At 57.8% G+C, this 17,280-nt stretch carries 9 protein-coding genes; 3 read left to right on the plus strand and 6 right to left on the minus strand.

The features are described from left to right. Nucleotides 1-361 precede the first annotated feature (361 nt). The gene (locus tag FBY01_RS29195) at nucleotides 362-7,402 is read left to right on the plus strand and encodes a TcdA/TcdB pore-forming domain-containing protein (protein ID WP_178113317.1); all 7,041 of its coding nucleotides are present in this window, start codon (nucleotides 362-364) and stop codon (nucleotides 7,400-7,402) included. Nucleotides 7,403-7,477: 75 nt separating this feature from the next. Here the strand turns inward: FBY01_RS29195 and FBY01_RS29200 are convergent, their stop codons facing one another. Further along, the gene (locus tag FBY01_RS29200) at nucleotides 7,478-8,074 is read right to left on the minus strand and encodes a MarC family protein (protein WP_010463905.1); all 597 of its coding nucleotides are present in this window, start codon (nucleotides 8,072-8,074) and stop codon (nucleotides 7,478-7,480) included. Between the two features lie 258 nt (nucleotides 8,075-8,332). On the opposite strand from FBY01_RS29200, the gene FBY01_RS29205 reads away from it, so the two are divergent. Further along, nucleotides 8,333-9,124: a hypothetical protein gene (locus tag FBY01_RS29205; protein ID WP_145310682.1), complete on the plus strand. Its 792-nt coding sequence runs from the start codon at nucleotides 8,333-8,335 to the stop codon at nucleotides 9,122-9,124. A gap of 57 nt (nucleotides 9,125-9,181) precedes the next feature. Next, a complete protein-coding gene (locus tag FBY01_RS29210) occupies nucleotides 9,182-9,904 on the plus strand; it encodes a hypothetical protein (RefSeq protein ID WP_145310652.1) in 723 nt (240 codons plus the stop codon). A 21-nt stretch (nucleotides 9,905-9,925) separates the two neighbouring features. Here the strand turns inward: FBY01_RS29210 and FBY01_RS29215 are convergent, their stop codons facing one another. From FBY01_RS29215 to dusB, 5 genes are all read right to left on the minus strand, one after another. Beyond that, a complete protein-coding gene (locus FBY01_RS29215; RefSeq protein ID WP_145310649.1) occupies nucleotides 9,926-12,712 on the minus strand; it encodes a hybrid sensor histidine kinase/response regulator in 2,787 nt (928 codons plus the stop codon). Between the two features lie 99 nt (nucleotides 12,713-12,811). Then, a complete protein-coding gene (purD, locus tag FBY01_RS29220; protein WP_010463897.1) occupies nucleotides 12,812-14,107 on the minus strand; it encodes a phosphoribosylamine--glycine ligase in 1,296 nt (431 codons plus the stop codon). A 148-nt stretch (nucleotides 14,108-14,255) separates the two neighbouring features. Continuing rightward, nucleotides 14,256-15,863, minus strand: coding sequence for a bifunctional phosphoribosylaminoimidazolecarboxamide formyltransferase/IMP cyclohydrolase (purH, locus tag FBY01_RS29225; RefSeq protein ID WP_145310646.1), 1,608 nt, complete (start codon nucleotides 15,861-15,863; stop codon nucleotides 14,256-14,258). A gap of 80 nt (nucleotides 15,864-15,943) precedes the next feature. Continuing rightward, the gene (fis, locus tag FBY01_RS29230; protein ID WP_007907419.1) at nucleotides 15,944-16,264 is read right to left on the minus strand and encodes a DNA-binding transcriptional regulator Fis; all 321 of its coding nucleotides are present in this window, start codon (nucleotides 16,262-16,264) and stop codon (nucleotides 15,944-15,946) included. Then, on the minus strand, nucleotides 16,261-17,271 hold the full coding sequence (dusB, locus tag FBY01_RS29235; RefSeq protein ID WP_010463890.1) for a tRNA dihydrouridine synthase DusB: 1,011 nt from the start codon (nucleotides 17,269-17,271) through the stop codon (nucleotides 16,261-16,263). The genes fis and dusB overlap by 4 nt, the downstream gene beginning before the upstream one ends. Nucleotides 17,272-17,280 lie beyond the last annotated feature (9 nt).

The raw sequence follows: 17,280 nt of genomic DNA on the forward strand, positions 1-17,280 counted from the left end.
CAATATCCGCGTTTCATGTTCTGATACAACCGACGCAGGCCGTTTGATTCGCGGCTGTGCGCAGTGTGTTAGTAACCGTTTCCGACAAAGATAAAAGTTACACTTGTTTGTCCGGCTTAAGTGTAATTAATTAATTGCGCTGTTGTTGGATTGAGGTTGTTATTTTTATCGCATAGTATTTTTTGGGTGGGCAGCTTGGACAGTGTTTTGCCTGCTGTTTCAGTGGTTGGCGTATTAGCAATGCCAGTGCTTTCGGCGCTGGTTTTAAATATCAGTTCAGGTTCGCAAACATCGACGGATGGCGTGTGCGCGACGCTGTGGGCTACGTGTATTTCAAGTTTGTTATAAGGGCATGGATGTGATGAATCAATATCAGGGATCAAACACGGCGGGTAAGTCGTTTCTTCAGTATTTCAGACTCGATGATATTCAAGCACTCTCGAACGAGTTTCGCGCCGCGCCGGAATATGAAGCGCTGGTTGGCTATTACTCAGCGTGCGCAAAAGATCAGCCATGGGCTGACCAGATGGCGCCATTGTTATTGCTCAAAGAGACGCTCGACTCACTGATTGGCCAGCGCGCCGGACCGATTTCCGCCGCGTTGGCCGACCTCTCTGCGCGGCTTGAAAACTATACAAACCGGTTGGTCCAGACCGTGCGAATGTTGAATCCGGTTGCGCCCGAAGTGCCGAAAATAATGCACTTCGTTTGGGTCGGCGGGAGCGCGGTTGGCGCTATTCAGCGAGACTACATCAATATATGGAAGGCGGTCATGGTCAAGGAAGGCCATACGTTCAACCTCTGGTACGACAGTGATGCAGTACTGGCCTTCGAGATGAATCGAGTGATCCTGGAAAGTGCCAGGGCGCATGCCATGGAGTCAGGGGGAGCCACAATCGCCACGCCTGTGGAGCTGGCCCGGATGATCGAACATCGAGCCCGGGTGCTGAAAATGCAAATGTCGGCTCACCTCAGGCAGGAACGCTGGGCCGGAAAGGCGGATGAAGCGCGTATTGATCTGATGGTTCGCGCCTATGGCAAGGACGAGGCCACCCTCATTGCGTTCAGACAAAAATGCCTGGACAGCCACTTGGCCATGGTTGATCAACATCTGCGGTTACGCGACGTGCGTGAGGTCTTCAAAGAACACTCGTTATGGGATGTCTATGAGCGCGAAGTGGCAGGGCGAGGCAACTTTGCTGCGGCCAGCGATGTGGTTCGCCTGCAGGTCGAAGCACTGGAGGGCGGTCGTTACAGTGACGTGGATTACTTGCCGCAACTGAAAAACGTATTGGGCGGAGTCGATATTACGGCGTTCGATGAAAGTGCGCGAATTGGCGTATTACAACTCCTGCTCAATAACAACGAATCGCTGATGCCTGGGCGCGACCCCAGTCGATACCCTGACCGCACAATGAGTATTCCTGAACAGCACAGGGCAGCATTAAACGAGTTTGCACTGCAGCGTCCGGGGCCCTCCGACATATTTTCTGCGCCGGGCAATAGTCAAACGCCCACGGACGGTATTCGCATGGCCATCCAGATCAACAGTGAAATGAACTCTCATATCGTCGCGCATGCCGGCGCTGGCTCGACCCAGGCGATTATCGAGTTGATCAGGTTCAACTACGACTTCCTGTCAGAGTTTGAGTCTCGATTGAACGCGACGGCTGTGGACTGGAGCGACAGTGCAGCCGTACAAGATATTCTCGTGGCGATGGTGAATGAAAAGATTGCCGAGGTGCCTGGACTGTCGAAAACGCGCCGAGGGTATTTAGGCAAGCTGGTTAGCGCCATTGGCGCTTACTACAGTGACGGTATTCGTTATGAATCCCGTGGGACCATTGATTTGACCGGGCCTGGGGCCGCGATTACAGGGCTTGAGGAGTATGTGGAAAAGCATCTCCTGTTTGATGGGAAAAACGAAATACGAGACCGATTGAAATTGTCGGATGGCTACAACGTGGCCACCGAAGAAGAGAAGGTTTCTGGCTGGACGATCAACGCTACACCGCAAGAATGGCTGCAAAAAGAACAAGCAAACTGGGCCGACGGCAAATTACAAACACGCTATCAGGGGACTTTTTCCGAGCTGTTGAAAGGGAGCACCATCAGCTTCGAAAAAGGCTGGCCGATCATGGAAGGGCGCCCGGTTTTGTTGACCGCCATCCTGCAGCGCTGGATGGATGAGTTAGGGGAACCCTTCATCCGTGCGATGAACGAAAAGCTCAGCGGTGAGTTGAATTTCGCTAAACCTTTTTCCCTGGACTTTGATGACCGGCAAAGGATTCTGAACCAGCCTGTAGCCGAGCTACCGGTTTCCCATGGTTTCTATCCGATTGGCAATCTGAATGAAATGATCGTTCGCATCGGTCATGGGACTCTGCCGCTCGATCAGTTGAGTCCGGTACATCGGGTGGTGCTCGGTGGCCTTTTCGGCGCATCGACGCTGGACGAAACCGGTTTCGCCGACGCCTGGCAGCAGCTCGGCGCGCTCGCGGAAAGTACGGCCGACCGGGGTATATCCGAGCGGTACATGTCTATCGAGCAGGTGTTGCTTTCGCTCAAAAGTCCCGAGTTCGAAACGGCGTTTGCCGCCGTCAAAACGCCAGTTGACCCCTCCACGGAGAGCGCCCAGGTACTCAAGATTCTTTCATTCGAGAATTCGTTGACGCTTCGTCAGTGGGGCGAGAGCGTGGCTCGCATCAGGCACCAGACGGACTACGAGCTACGCCGATACATTCTCCAGCGCAGTGCCTCGGTGCGAAAAACGCTCCTGGAGGCGGGCGCGTCAATGGCCAAGTTAATGCCTCAGGGGTTGCTGGTCAGGGGCGATGGCGATCCCGGCAGGCGCTGTTATCCACTGGCGCTGCTGATGGCGGCGGCGACTCATCGGGGCCGCGATGCGGTCCAGGCACTGAGCGGCAGACTGGCCAATGCGCATTTCTCGCCCGGTGAAAGTGATACCCATGCATTTCTTCAGGCGCTCGACGAATTGCGCGCCATACCCCAGGCTGATTTTGGCGACAAGCTCGGCCCGTTGAGTTTCGATGGCATCTTTGAGGTGTTGGCGGCTAAACCTGCACCTTGCACGTTGATGCTCAATACCGAAAACCATTCAATGATGGTGGCCAGGACCGGGACGGCCGAACACAGTAGCTGGTCTTTCTACGACCCCAATTTTGGTGTCTTTGGTTTCGATCGGATAGACCACCTCAAGCTTGGGATGAAGGCCCTGTTCAACACGTCCGACCTGGCCAGGCAGTATGCGATCGAGTCGACGGATCGCTCGTCCTTCAATGTGATCGAGCTGGACGGCGATCGCCTCGCCAGCAAGCACTTACCCTCGGAACTGCCAGTGTCGAAGCTGTTGGGCAATGAATCCTTGAGCTCAGGAAAAAGCATCGCACCCTGGTCCCATCACGCCCAATTACGCTCACGCGCGCTGTCTGAAAATGCGCGATTGGGACGGGGTCTTTCCGAACGGGATGCCAGCGTCTGGGCGAGCAAAATCGATCAGGTGACAAACCGGGTGAGATCGGCGAACGGACTCGGGAGCGAGTACGTCCCCGTGTTCGCAACCCTGCAGGCTCAACCGGATGACGGTTACGCACTGTCGTTCATGGACATCAAAACGCAACAGATCCGCGTGGTGAAAACCAACGAACCGTTTCTCGGGCGAATCAAGTCGTTCCTGGACACGAGTATCGAGTACCTGGCCGGCAGCAACGATGGACATAAACCTGTTGATCCAACGGATGTTTCCGAGGGTAGCCGGCTGAGTTTTGCGTTTGGTTTCCAGGCGTTGATCACCGAACTTCGAAACCGCGATCAACTGGCGCAGCCTGGAACAGAATCGAACCTGGCCGTCGCCGTTCGCCTTCATGGCTACCTGGGCCATGCACAGTTAGTCCACGGTATCGGCCTCGACACGCTGCAAATGGCGAACCTGGTTCGACAGCTGGTGAACGCCGAGCGAGCGATAGCGGTCAGGACCGCTTCGGCGGGCGGGCGACTCCTGGCGCGAATCGCTGGCCCGGGGTTGGGGCAGGCATTGGGCGTGGTCAATATCGGTTTTGATATTTACGAGTTCTACAACGCCGAAAACCACGAGCAGCAAGCGCGTTTCGGCACTCAACTGCTGTTCGATGTCAGTGCGCTTGTGCTCGACGGCGTTGCGCTGGTAGTCGGCGGGACGGCGGGTGCGGTCGCAGGTTTTCTGTCGGTACCATTGCTTGGCATCGGAATCGGCGTCACGGCGATTGCCGGCAATCTCGGGCAAATCATGGACAAGGCAGAGAAAGTTGCCGAATTGTTTACCCGGTTCAAAACGGCGTACAGCCCGCAGGCTTTCTCGGTCAAGCAAGGGGTCGTATCGATCATGCCCGAGTCGGTGGTGGACACGCTTGATCTTCGCGAAGGGGTCATCGTGTTCGGCAGCCAGGGGCTCTTTCGCTCGCTGGGTGGCTCGGGGCTCCCACGGCCCGATGGGAACAAACAGAACGCTATTGTCGTTCGAGAAAGCATGGGGCTGCCAAAACAGGTCGCGATTCCTGGCCCGCGTGTTCATGGTCGATTTAACGCTGTGCCGGCAGAATCGGCCTTGCTGCTTCCGGGTACTCCAAAGTGTTATTACGGTTACGAGTATCAACTGGGTTCCGATCCGCAGGTCTTTGAGTGGAGCAACCTGCTCCTGAACGTTGTCGGCGGCTCGAGCGTCCTGCCTCGTAAGATGTATCCGCAATATGACGTGTTGCGTGAACTTGAAGCCAGGGAGGAAGGTTTTTTCTTCACCCACGCCAGACCTTTCCCGCACATCCTGTACAAACTCAACCCTGTCTATGAGCCCACGACCATTACCGTGCGCGTTGGAAATGAAACCCGGGCACTGTACGTTCCTGAATTACCGCGAGAGATGCGGGGCAGGGTTTCTTACCGCATCGACACGCTGAGGGGGGCTTACTCCCTCGCACTTAAACCAGGACTCGTGTCGGTCCATCTCAGCGCACTTCCCGGTGACGGAAGCGTGAGCTGGGTGTTGATCGCCGACTGGATCACGCCACAACACATCAGTGTCGGCGCGGCGGGGTTGAACATCGACGGTATCGAGCTGAGCATTGAGGCCGACATCGACGTATATGTTCGAACAAAGAACCTCGAAACCTACCGTGTTGACCGCGAACATCGGCAACTGTACCTGGCGTCACTTCAAGCGGCCGACGGACATTACTCGCAGGCGGAGCTTGACCGTTTGAAGGTGCTTCACCGGCAGCAGCGCATGGGCACTGCCTTAATTCCTGCGGGTAAGTTTCTGCTGCCTTTTGGCAATCCAGAAAAACCGCAATACACCGCCGGTTGGTACGAAGTGGCAAAGGAACGGTTCGTTTATGGCCGTCAATTCCTGGGTCCGGTCAGCGAGAAACTTCAACTGGCGGCAGTGCAAGACGATCACGCTTACTTCTATCACCCGGATCAACCCCTGATATGGCGCGTCAATGCCGTCACGGGTTTGACCACCTGGAGCTACAGCGTTTTCAATCGTGGAAGTGAAGAGGCGCAGATCATTGGCTGCCTTGACCGGGGCGCTGGCGTTGTTCAAGTCACTCAGCGGGTACGCCTGAACAAGACCCAGCGTTACGTGGTGATTTATCTGATTCACGGCGAGGAAATCTCGTTGGTTTCGGTATCGAGCGAACCACCTGACTATTTCGATACCTTGAAGGACGTCATTGCCCTGTTACAGCAGGTTGAAATTGCGGTTGTTGCTGAAGGCACCTACGCCGAACGGCAAACGTCCTGGAGACCTGCGTCCTTTGTGACGGTAACGTCCGGCGACCTCGACAAGCCGTCGCTGCCGAGATGGATCAACGGGCAGAGCCACCAGCTCCTGACCCCGCACTTGCTTGTCAGCGAAACCGCCTCGGCGCTGCCCCAGATAAGCTTGCTGCCACCGAATGATCCTGATGCTGCAGCGTTCCTGTTTCACGACGCACACAGTCAAAACCTCTATCACCAACCCTTTACCGGCGATGAGGCACAACGGGTGCCATTGCCAGGCAGCGTCAAGCTCATGGTCAGCGACGGCGGGTACCTGGTTGTCAATGAGTCCGGGCTGATGTTTGACGTTCGTCAGGACGCGAGCTTTTTCCTTAGCGGCGTGACGGGGGATTGGCTGGATGCCCATCCATTGTGGATGAGCGATCTGGAGGCCCTTGGCAAGGAGCATGCGGTTTCGCTGATTTCGCTTTCCGGATTATCGGACGTCACCGGCCAGGTGCCTGTCTACGCGCGCTACCTGAACAATAAGCTGTTGGTAACCGACCTGATGGCTGAAAAAGGTTGCCGTCTGTTGTCCGTCACTCGTGATGGCAAGCACGCCTGGTTACTTGGCCTGAGCAGCGGCCACCTTTATCGTCAGGCGTTTATCGAGCCTGAGCAGCTGAGCCGCGCGTTCGGCAGTGGCAGGCGGCTGATCAATGCCGACGCGCTGCCACGACCAGAAAAGGTCTGGGGAACCTGGGCATTTTCTGAAGTGCTGCCTTACGGCACCGGTTTGCGGGGCCGCACTCGGGACGGGGTCAATTTCGAACTGATTGAAGGTGAGCCGGCCCGCATCATCAGTGTCGAGAACGCCTGGTCTTATCGTTACAGGGAGTCGCCTGAAGCGCTGACAAAACGCCTGAACGATTTAGTGTCCGGTCAGGCTCATGCGCCTTTTTTGCCGATTGGCCACTCGACCAACCGTTACGCGTATTACGTACCCGAACTCAATCGTGTCTTTGAGGTTAACGGCAGAGCGGATGGGCAGTGGGCAAACTTCCTCGGGACGAAACAAGGGAGTGTTCCGCTGTTGTTTGATCCGGTGGACGGCGTGATCTTCAACCGCAACACAAAAGAGGTTGTGTGGGTGGCGGCGAACAAGGCCAGTCGAGAGGGTGATGTCATGACGCTGGAGATCGCGGGAGAGGTAAAAGACCTTCTGGCTCTGGTGCCCGACGGTGTCAGTTCATTGATTCTGGGAGGCGCTGAAACGGGGTCGATTTACCACGTGTCGGAGACCGCCTGGCAGCACCTCGATTGCATCGTGGTCGATTGCACTGACTGGCCGGACATTGACGCAATACCCTCGCGGCTGATTCTGGCGACCGGAGCGCAGGATGACTGGCGTGTCGATCGGGCAGACAACCATCTGCTGCTCACCGACCCCGACAACGGCAGCAGCCTGGTTTTTCGTTCGGCACAATCTGAGGAGTGGGCATTGGCTCAGTCGCTGAACCTGAGTGTGCAAGTTCTTGGCAATACGCTTGAGGTCAGCGTCCATGAACTGTGGCAAACGGTGTTCGATCTTGGGGAAAGCAGCCTTGAGTTAAAAGTGCTCGTCGAGAAGTTGAGCTCGGTCTAAAAAACCGAGGGTGGAGATCCGGGTTCCGAAAGTCTCGCAACGTTGTCAATTCACAACGTTGCGCTCCCTGGCTGATCAGGGCACCAGGTAACCTTTTACGCCCGTGAAGATAATCTGTGCCGCCAGCGCGCACACAAACAATCCCATCAGCCGGCTGACAATCTGCAAGCCCTGGTCACCGAGAATCCGTTCGATGCGGCTGGACAAATAAAGGACCACGCCAACCGTAAAGCTGGCCAGGGCAATGCTGAGAATGGCCGTGAGTTTGTCGTCCCAATGTGGCTGGCTCACGCCCATAACCAACAAGGCACCGATGGTGCCGGGGCCGACCGTCAATGGAATCGTCAGCGGGACGATCGTCACGTCCTGCTGCACATTGTCGGTCTGCACCGCCGACTTGCCTTGGGCCATGCCCAGTGCCGAGATAAACAGCACGCTGCCGGCGCCGATGCGGAACGCGTCTACAGTGATGCCGAAGACACTGAAAATCACCCGTCCGAACAAGTACAGCAGGACGCTGGACACCAGCGTGGCGGTGGCCACTTTCCAGGCCAGTCGACGTTGTTCCTTGCGTGAATAACCGCGGGTCAGGCTGATGAAGCAGGACAACACGAAGAACGGGCTGTAGAGCACCAGCATCTTCAGGTAAACGCTGAATAACACGTGGAGCATGGTTTCGGCTCGCATCAGGAGTGAGGATGACGAGGAGTCTATCAGTCAGTTAATTGCTTGTGGGTGTGAGTTGTGACAGGCGCGTCAGTTAATTTTCCGGCTGGGTGCTTTTGTTAGTTGCTTGGGTGTTGTTGTAACTTATGTTTAGTGAATGGATATGGTGTTACAGGTTTTAGTTTGTTGTTGTTCGTTTATTTGGTTATTGTTTTATCGCAAGTTCATGAGGAACTTGTCTGGTATTTTTATAAGGAATTCATTGTGTATAATCAAGCTATTCGTGAAAGTTATGTTGCTGCCTGTATTGAAGCGATTGAAGCGTGTGATATCGACGAGCAGATCATTATCCGCCCTCGTGGTCTTATGGTTGTGGGCGACGAGATCGAAGCACCGTCGAAAGGCTCCGTTGTGGGTGAAGGCACGTTGGGCTTTTCTGGCAAGCTCAGTGCTGAAAACAAGTCGGACGCTCAAAACGCCTTTCTCTTTGCATCCCGTGCAGCGAACAAACTATACCCTGAAGAACATCAGGGCAAAGAGTGGTACTTGCGGTTCCGGGAAGTCATGACCCTCGCAGGCTGGACGCCTGTCAGCAAGTACTACAGCGATCTGCACGTCAGCGGCACCAGCGTCCGCATGGACAAACTGGTGCTGGAGATTCTCGGTGCGGTGGTTGCCGGCGTTGCATTGCCTGGTTCGACGACTGCGTTGATGCTCAAGGTGGCGGGTGATGCGATCGCGGCCCTGCAAAAGCGTGACACGGCTGCCCTGACTGTTTATGAACGAAATCTGCTGGAAAATGGCGTCGGGGGAATCTCGGCAGGTGCGTGTGTCGAAGTCGAGGGTGAGGCAATCATGGCTGTGGGTGCAGTGCGTTTTCTTCGCAAGAACAGCTCCACCCAAGTAATGTTTACGGATGTGGATATCCGAAATGTGAACCTGTATCGCGGCGAAACGGTATTTGCCAAAAATACATTGGTCGCTGATGCAGTCCGTGAGTCCATCAAGAGCAAACTTGTCCCACATAAAGACCAGATCGTAGACATTGATATCTAACTGATCTAAATCGGCAGCCGGTTGTCGGCTGCCTTTTTTATTGTCGAGGGAGTTGATATGAGTTGCGAATATTCTGTGTTGATCGTTGGCGCTTGTGTCGTGATTATTCCGGCTGCGGATGGGGCGGCGCACTATAAGGATCTGGTCGATTCCGTGTTGCTGGCGCAATTGATTGCCAATAAGAAGATTGAAAAAGCCCCGGATGTCGACTGGTACAACGCTTATGTGGAATTTCTGGATGACTACTGGCTGCGACGTACAAGAGCGCGACAGGAATGGCTGATTACTCAGGACAGTGTCGAGCCTGTCAGCGACTGGGTCATTGCAGCGATTTCACAAGGTGCTGTGGATAAAGGAGGCGCTACGGCGGCAACAGTGCAGCGGCTGGCAAGGTTGTCCGGCAACGAGCCCGCAATGGGTTTGCTGCGCGATCACATGCAGAAAATATCCACGGACGAGTCGGGTGATGTTCTTGCGCCCGCAAAGGCTGTGCGTTTGCTGGTGGTTATAGCGCAGACGCCGACATCGCTCACAAGTGTGTACATCGAGCTTAAGACCCGCCAGATCATCAGTGCCAATCCGCTGGCCCAGCGACATCTGGCCGAGGATGTACAAGGCAGCGTTTGCATGCGCTACGCCAGTGCTGACTTGTCCGGAATCCTCTACGGCCCCGTGCGCGACGCCATTGCCTTGAAGATCAGCGACAGGTATCAGGACAACGTCGCGATGTTGACGTTGACCGATGATGCTTCGACCATGGAGAGCTGCGCAGCAGATTGAGTCATGCCGGCGTTGATTGCCCTACACGCCTGCCTGGAGCGTTGAGGCCGTGCGATTCTGCTGATCACGCTGGGCAACCCAATGCTCGATCAGATCGCGCAGTTGCGACAGCTCGACCGGTTTGGCCATGTGCCCGTCCATGCCGGCCTGGCGCGCGCGCTCTTTGTGCTCGGCGAGGATGTGCGCGGTCAACGCCACAACCGGGGTGCGAATCCGCTGGTTGCCGACTTCCCAGGCACGTAACTGCTGGGTGGCAGAGAAGCCATCGAGGATCGGCATTTCACAGTCCATCAGGACCAGGTCATAGCGCTGGGCTTTCATTGCCTGCAAGGCTTCTTCGCCATTGCTGGCGGTGTCAGGTTGCAGGTTGAGCTTGCCGAGCATGCCGCGAATCACCTTGGTCGAGATGTTGTTGTCTTCAGCCACCAGAATGCGGAAATCACTCGGAACCTTGACCGGAAGCGTCGGACCGGAGGGCTGGTACGGCGAGACGGTCGGGCCCTTGTTGCGCTGGTTCAGTTCATCCGCCAGCGTGGTCTTGAGGGTGTAGCCGGCCACCGGTTTGGCGAGGATGCGTTTGATCCCGGAGTTGCGCGCGATGATCTTGCTCGGCGCGTTGCTGATGCCAGTGAGCATGATCAGCAGAATGTCGTGGTTCAGGCTCGGGTCTTCCTTGATCTTGGCCGCCAGTTGCATGCCGGTCATGCCGGGCATGTTCTGGTCGAGCAGGACCACGTCGAAATAATCGCGCAGGTGAGCTTTGGTGCGCAGCAATGCCAGTGCCTCTTTACCGGACGGCACGGCACTGACGTTCAGGCCCCAGGCGCTGCATTGCTGCACCAGCACTTTGCGGCACGTGTCGTTATCGTCCACCACCAGCACACGCGCACCTTGCAGCGGCCCGTCGAGGTCGGAGGTCGGGTGCTCGAGACGATCAGGGTCCAGCGGCAGGGTCAGCCACAACGTGCTGCCTTGGTTGGCGCCAATCTTGATGCCGAATTCGCCCTGCATAAGGCGGATCAACTGACGGGCAATCACTAGCCCCAGGTTGCCGCCCAGGCTGGTTGCCGAGAGGAAATGTTTGCTGTGCAGCTCGGCGTGCATCAGTGCGTCGCGTTCTTCGGCCTCCATCGGCACGCCGCTGTCTTGCACGGCGATGCGCAGGCGCGGTTGGGCGCTGCGTTCGTCAAGCGCGACGACGATCAGGATCTCGCCCTCGTCGGTTTTCTTCAGGGCGTTTTCCAGCAGGCTCAGCAAGGTCTGGCGCAGACGCGTCGGGTCGCCGCTGATGACGCGTGGCACTTGCGGCTGGATGAAACTGATCAGCTCGACGTTCTGCTGTTCGGCCTTGGCGCGGAAGATGCTCAGGCAGTCTTCGATCAAGGCATTGAGATCGAATTGAACGTCGTCCAGTTCTATCTGCCCGGACTCGAGCTTGGAGATGTCGAGTATCTCGTTGATCAGGGTCAGCAGTTCGTTGCCGGCGCTGTGGATCGTCTGCACATAGTCACGCTGCTTGACCGACAACGGTGTGCCCAGCAGCAATTCAGTCATGCCCAGTACGCCGTTCATCGGGGTACGGATTTCGTGGCTGATCTTCGCCAGGAACTCGGCCTTGGCGTTGATCTCGGCATTGCTGGCCGCCAGGTCGCGACTGACGCTGAAACGATCTTCGGTGATGCTGCGCTGACGTTCGCTCAACGCAATGCTCATCAGCACGCCGCTGATGCAGATAAACCCCAGCAGCGTCATGATCAAGCCCTGCGGCGCGACGAGCGTCAGCCCCAGCAGGGCCGGCAACATGATCAGCGTGCCAATGTTGAACACGACCATCGCCGCGACGAACAGGCGCGCCGGGCGATAACCTTTTTGCCAGTGATAGGCACTGACGAACAACATGCTAAGACCTGCCAGGGCGACCAGGGCGTAGGTCATGATGTTCAGCGGCAGCGTATTGACGAACAGCAGCAGCAAGCCGCACATCACGATGAACAGAATGTCACCCAGCAGCAGCTTGTTCAGCGGGTGCGGGCCGAGTGGCGCAAAGAAACGATAGGCGAACATCAGGCCGCACGGCGCCGTCAGCAGCAGGGCGAGGTAGGCGCCGGGTGTCTGCACCGCGTGCCAGTTTGGCAGCCAGGGCCTCGCCAGATTCAGCAACAGCAGCAGGCTGAGCATCAACAGTGCTTCGCATGCGGCCAGCCAGAGACTGCTGCGCGAGCGCGTATAGGCGTAGCGGACGAGGCTGTGCAGGATCAGCATCCCGAGGCAACCGAACAGAAGGCCGTAAATCAGCATCTGGTTCTGATTGGCCGCGGTCATGATCGCCGATTGCAGGGTGATGTACGGCCGTAACTGGTGTTCGGACACCAGCCGCAAGTAGACGTCGAGGGGTTTGTCGCTTTGTGGCAGCGGCAACATGAATTCGCTGCTGGGCAGGGGACGGTCAGCCTGGGGCTGCCCGGTGCCGGTGTTCAATTGATCGATCAGCGTGTCGCCGTCGAGCACGTACAGATTGAGGCGCGACAGGTCGGGGGCGAACACTCGCAGCAATTGCTCGTGCTTGCCGGGTGCGAGCCGGAAGCGCAGCCACAATGCACCTTCGGGCTCGGCCGCGGTGAGGCGGTCAAGTTCGATGGGGCTGAATTGATTGGTGTAGCGCGCGGAACGGATGTCGCTCAGCTGCAGGTCGCCCTGTTCGTCAAGCAATACCGCCCAGCCACTGCCTTGCGCGGCCTGGGCCGGGAGCATGCAGAGCAAGGTCAGCAGCGTGACAGTGAAACCTATGGCAATCCTGAGCCAGCGCACGGCGAAATCCCTTCGTAGGTTGATGCCAGATTATAACTATGCGCGGCGCCGGAACAGTCCGGCAAGGGCCTGAAGCACAAGCCCTGCCGAACGGATCGCTTATTCCTGATTTTCGCCACGTTCGCGGGCAATGGCACGGTAACCAATGTCCTTGCGATAGAAACAGCCTTCCCAATCAATCTTTGCCGCCAGTTTGTAAGCCTGTTGCTGGGCAGCATCAACGCTGGCGCCCATGGCGGTAGCGCAAAGCACACGACCACCGGCGGTCACCACTTGACCGTCCTTGAGCGCAGTGCCGGCGTGGAAGACTTTGCCTTCCAGTGCGGCGGCTGCATCCAGGCCGTTGATGGCGACGCCTTTAGCGTAGTCGCCAGGATAGCCGCCAGCCGCCAGCACGATGCCGACGCTCGGACGTGGATCCCATTGCGCTTCGACCTTGTCCAGGGCTTGCGCCAGGGCCGCTTCGACCAGCAACACCAGGCTCGACTGCAAACGCAGCATCACCGGTTGGGTCTCAGGATCACCGAAACGGCAGTTGAACTCGATAACTTTTGGGTTACCAGCCTTGTCGATCATCAGGCCGGCATACAGGAAACCGGTGTAGACGTTGCCTTCATCGGCCATGCCGCGCACGGTCGGCCAGATCACCAGGTCCATGACGCGCTTGTGGACTTCAGCGGTCACGACCGGGGCAGGGGAGTAGGCGCCCATGCCGCCGGTGTTCGGGCCGGTGTCGCCGTCGCCGACGCGTTTGTGGTCCTGGCTGGTGGCCATCGGCAGTACATTCTTGCCGTCGACCATGACGATGAAGCTGGCTTCTTCGCCGTCCAGGAACTCTTCGATCACAACGCGCGAGCCGGCGTCGCCGAATGCGTTGCCCGCGAGCATGTCGCGCACGGCGTCTTCCGCTTCGGCCTGGGTCATGGCAACGATCACGCCTTTACCGGCGGCCAGGCCATCGGCCTTGATCACAATCGGCGCACCTTTTTCACGCAGATAAGCCAGGGCCGGCTCGATCTCGGTGAAGTTCTGGTAATCGGCGGTCGGGATCTTGTGGCGAGCCAGGAAATCCTTGGTAAAGGCTTTCGAACCTTCCAGCTGGGCCGCACCGGCCGTAGGGCCGAAGCAATCCAGGCCACGGGAGCGGAACAGGTCGACGACGCCAGCGACCAGCGGCACTTCCGGGCCAACGATGGTGAGGGAAACGTTTTTCTCCGCGAAATCTGCAAGCTGCTCGAGGGCGAGCACGTCGATAGCGACGTTCTCGCACTTGGCTTCAATGGCGGTGCCCGCGTTGCCCGGGGCAACGAATACTTTCTGCACACGCGGATCCTGAGCCACTTTCCAGGCCAGGGCGTGTTCACGGCCACCGCTGCCAATGATCAAAACATTCATTTCAAAAACCTCAAATTCTGTAAGGCGCTGCTGGAGCGCTTTATGTGGGAGCGAGCCTGCTCGCGAAAGCGGTGTGTCAGTCACATCGATGCTGAATGTGCCGCCCTCTTCGCGAGCAGGCTCGCTCCCACATTTCGATCAGGTTGGATCAGTGACGGAAGTGGCGCATGCCGGTGAAGACCATGGCGATGCCGGCTTCATCAGCAGCGGCAATCACTTCCGCATCACGCATCGAGCCACCCGGCTGGATCACCGCGGTGATGCCGACCTTGGCCGCGTTGTCCAGGCCGTCGCGGAACGGGAAGAACGCATCGGAGGCCATCACCGAGCCTGCCACCTGCAAACCGGCATGTTCAGCCTTGATCGCGGCGATACGGGCGGAGTTCACGCGGCTCATCTGGCCAGCGCCGACGCCGATGGTCTGACGGTTCTTGGCGTAGACAATGGCGTTGGATTTAACGTATTTGGCGACTTTCCAGGCGAAGATCAGGTCGTTGATTTCCTGCTCGGTCGGGGCACGCTTGGTCACGACTTTCAGGTCGTCGGCGCTGATCATGCCGATGTCGCGGCTCTGTACCAGCAAACCGCCGTTGACGCGTTTGTAGTCCCAGGCAGCGGCGCGATCAGCCGACCACTCGCCGCAGGCCAGCAGGCGCACATTGGCTTTGGCCGCCACGATGGCGCGGGCTTCTTCGCTGACGCTAGGGGCGATGATCACTTCGACGAACTGACGCTCGACGATGGCCTTGGCGGTTTCAGCATCCAGCTCGCGGTTGAAGGCGATGATGCCGCCGAACGCCGACTCGGTGTCGGTGGCGTAAGCCAGTTCGTAAGCCTGACGGATACCGCCTTCTGCGTCCGGGCTGACCGCAACGCCGCACGGATTGGCGTGCTTGACGATCACGCAAGCCGGCTTGACGAAGCTTTTCACGCATTCCAGCGCGGCGTCGGTGTCGGCCACGTTGTTGTACGACAGCTCTTTGCCCTGCAGTTGGGTCGCGGTGGCGATACCGACTTCGGCAGGCTTGGCTTCCACGTAGAACGCCGCGCTCTGGTGCGGGTTCTCGCCGTAGCGCATTTCCTGAGCCTTGACGAACTGGCTGTTGAAGGTGCGCGGGAACTCGCTGCGACCGGAGGTCGAGAGGGTGTCAGCGGCCTGGTTCACGGTGCCCATGTAGTTGGCGATCATGCCGTCGTAGGCCGCGGTGTGTTCGAAGGCCTTGAGCATCAGGTCGAAACGCTGAGCATAGGTCAGGCCGCCAGCCTTGAGGCCTTCAAGGACGCTGGCGTAGTCGCTGGCATTGACCACGATGGCCACGTCTTTATGGTTTTTTGCCGCCGAGCGGACCATGGTCGGGCCGCCGATGTCGATGTTTTCGATGGCGGTCGGCAGGTCGCAGCCTGGCTTGTTGATGGTGGCCTCGAACGGGTACAGGTTGACCGCGACCAGGTCGATCGGCTTGATGCCGTGCTCGTTCATGATGGCGTCGTCGATACCACGACGACCGAGGATCCCGCCGTGGATTTTCGGGTGCAGGGTTTTCACCCGACCGTCCATCATTTCTGCGAAACCGGTGTAGTCCGCGACTTCCACTGCGGCAACACCGTTGTCGCGCAGCAGCTTGAACGTTCCGCCGGTGGAGAGGATCTCGACGCCCAGGGCTTCAAGCTCTTTGGCGAATTCGAGGATCCCGGTCTTGTCGGAAACGCTGATCAAGGCGCGGCGGATCGGCAGGCGGGTAGTCTGGTCGGTCATTTCAATTTCCATCAAAAGCAAAGGAGTCAGCAAAAAGGCGACCGTTTTTACGCGGGCGCCTTTCTGGTTTGATTGAATGCTTACAGCAAATCGTACTGCTTGAGTTTCTTGCGCAGCGTGCCTCGGTTCAACCCGAGCAGCTCGCTGGCCTTGGTCTGGTTGCCCTTGACGTAGTTCATCACGCACTCGAGCAGGGGCGCCTCGACTTCGGAGAGCACCAGGTTGTACACATCCGTGACGGCAGCGCCCTCAAGGTGGGCGAAATAATTGTGCAGCGCCTTCTCGACACTCCCGCGAAGGGTCTGACCTTCTTCGCTCGGCGTATTGAGGTGCTGTTTCAAATTCACGTTGTCGCTCACGGGTGTTGTTCCACTCACTAAAGTCTCGGTCATCATCGTCATGCGGCCACCCCTTCTCCGTCCCCTGTCAGGCTCTTGTAACGTTCGGCGAAGAAGCCCTGAACGTTGGCGCATTGTGCTTCCGTATCTTCCAAACGATTGAAGTGGGCGCGAAACTCCCTGGCGCCCGGCAAGGTTGCGAGATACCAGCCCACATGCTTTCGAGCGATACGGACGCCCATCACGTCTCCATAGAAGACGTGCAGTGCAGCCAGATGCTCTAGCAGAATGCGTTCCACCTCGATCAATTCCAGCGCCGGGAGTTTTTCGCCAGTACGCAGGAAATGATCGATCTCACGAAAAATCCACGGCCGCCCCTGGGCGGCCCGGCCTACCAGCAGGCCATCGGCACCGGTCGCATCGAGCACGTACCGGGCCTTCTCGGGTGAATCGATGTCGCCGTTGGCAAAGACCGGCATCGACACCGCCTGCTTGATCGCGGCAATGGTGTCGTACTCGGCTTCACCGGTGTACAGGTCGGCACGGGTACGGCCATGGACCGCCAACGCCGTAATGCCCGCTTGCTCGGCGATCTTCGCCACCGTCAGACCGTTCTTGTTGTCCCGGTCCCAGCCGGTGCGGATCTTCAAGGTGACCGGCACATCAACCGCAGCCACGACGGCTTGCAGGATCTCGGTCACCAATGCTTCATCCTTCAACAGCGCGGAACCGGCGGCCTTGTTGCAGACCTTCTTCGCCGGACAGCCCATGTTGATGTCAATAATCTGTGCGCCCAGTTCGACGTTGGCCCGGGCCGCATCCGCCAGCATCTGTGCATCACCCCCGGCGATCTGGACCGAGCGGGGCTCGGGATCACCTTCGTGGATCATGCGCATCCGCGATTTGCGGGTGTTCCACAAGCTCATGTCGCTGGTGACCATTTCCGAGACTACAAGCCCTGCGCCCAGTCGCTTGCACAGCTGACGAAAGGGCTGGTCGGTGACGCCCGCCATGGGGGCGAGGATCAAGCCGTTGTGCAATGTATATGGACCGATGCGTACCGCCGACATAGGACTTCC

The organism is Pseudomonas sp. SJZ077, assembly GCF_007993905.1.
In the GTDB taxonomy this organism is placed as follows: domain Bacteria; phylum Pseudomonadota; class Gammaproteobacteria; order Pseudomonadales; family Pseudomonadaceae; genus Aquipseudomonas; species Aquipseudomonas mandelii.

Coding starts and splice junctions, on each gene's coding strand:
- FBY01_RS29195 (WP_178113317.1), top strand. CDS start 362: ATGAATCAATATCAGGGATCAAACACGGCGGGTAAGTCGTTTCTTCAG.
- fis (WP_007907419.1), bottom strand. CDS start 16,264: ATGACGATGATGACCGAGACTTTAGTGAGTGGAACAACACCCGTGAGC.
- FBY01_RS29200 (WP_010463905.1), bottom strand. CDS start 8,074: ATGCTCCACGTGTTATTCAGCGTTTACCTGAAGATGCTGGTGCTCTAC.
- dusB (WP_010463890.1), bottom strand. CDS start 17,271: ATGTCGGCGGTACGCATCGGTCCATATACATTGCACAACGGCTTGATC.
- purH (WP_145310646.1), bottom strand. CDS start 15,863: ATGACCGACCAGACTACCCGCCTGCCGATCCGCCGCGCCTTGATCAGC.
- purD (WP_010463897.1), bottom strand. CDS start 14,107: ATGAATGTTTTGATCATTGGCAGCGGTGGCCGTGAACACGCCCTGGCC.
- FBY01_RS29210 (WP_145310652.1), top strand. CDS start 9,182: ATGAGTTGCGAATATTCTGTGTTGATCGTTGGCGCTTGTGTCGTGATT.